A 425-nucleotide genomic window follows, 5' to 3' on the forward strand; every position below is an offset into this window, starting at 1 on the left:
GTCTGCCCATCAGGTGCAGGCGGGTATGCCGGTAGCGCTCTGCCTGGAGCGCTCCGTGGAGATGTTGGTGAGCATATTGGCAGTACATGCAGTTGGCGCCTACTATATTCCATTGGACCCTGGTTATCCGGCGGAACGTATCAAATATATTTTGCGCGACACGGGCGCCCGTGTGGTATTGTCTGATGCGCACACTTCCATACATCTGGACTACCTGCAGGCCGATCCCGCTATCACGCTGATCCTGCCTGATGCCGCCACAGCTGTAGAGGTGCCGGGGGTTGAGCTGGCCGCCGCTTCTTTGGGCCGTATTGCATATATGATCTATACTTCCGGTTCTACCGGAGAGCCGAAAGGCGTGGTAGTGGAGCATGCACAGGTATTGAATACGCTGCTGGCCTTACAGGAGCGCTATCCGGTAAAAT

At 56.0% G+C, this 425-nt stretch carries 1 protein-coding gene; it reads left to right on the forward strand.

The features are described 5' to 3' along the window. Positions 1-425: AMP-binding protein (locus ICL07_RS32165; RefSeq protein ID WP_188092167.1), on the forward strand; the 425-nt coding region annotated here is incomplete at both ends.

The sequence above is a fragment of the Chitinophaga qingshengii genome, assembly GCF_014529935.1.
Taxonomy (GTDB): Bacteria; Bacteroidota; Bacteroidia; order Chitinophagales; family Chitinophagaceae; genus Chitinophaga; species Chitinophaga qingshengii.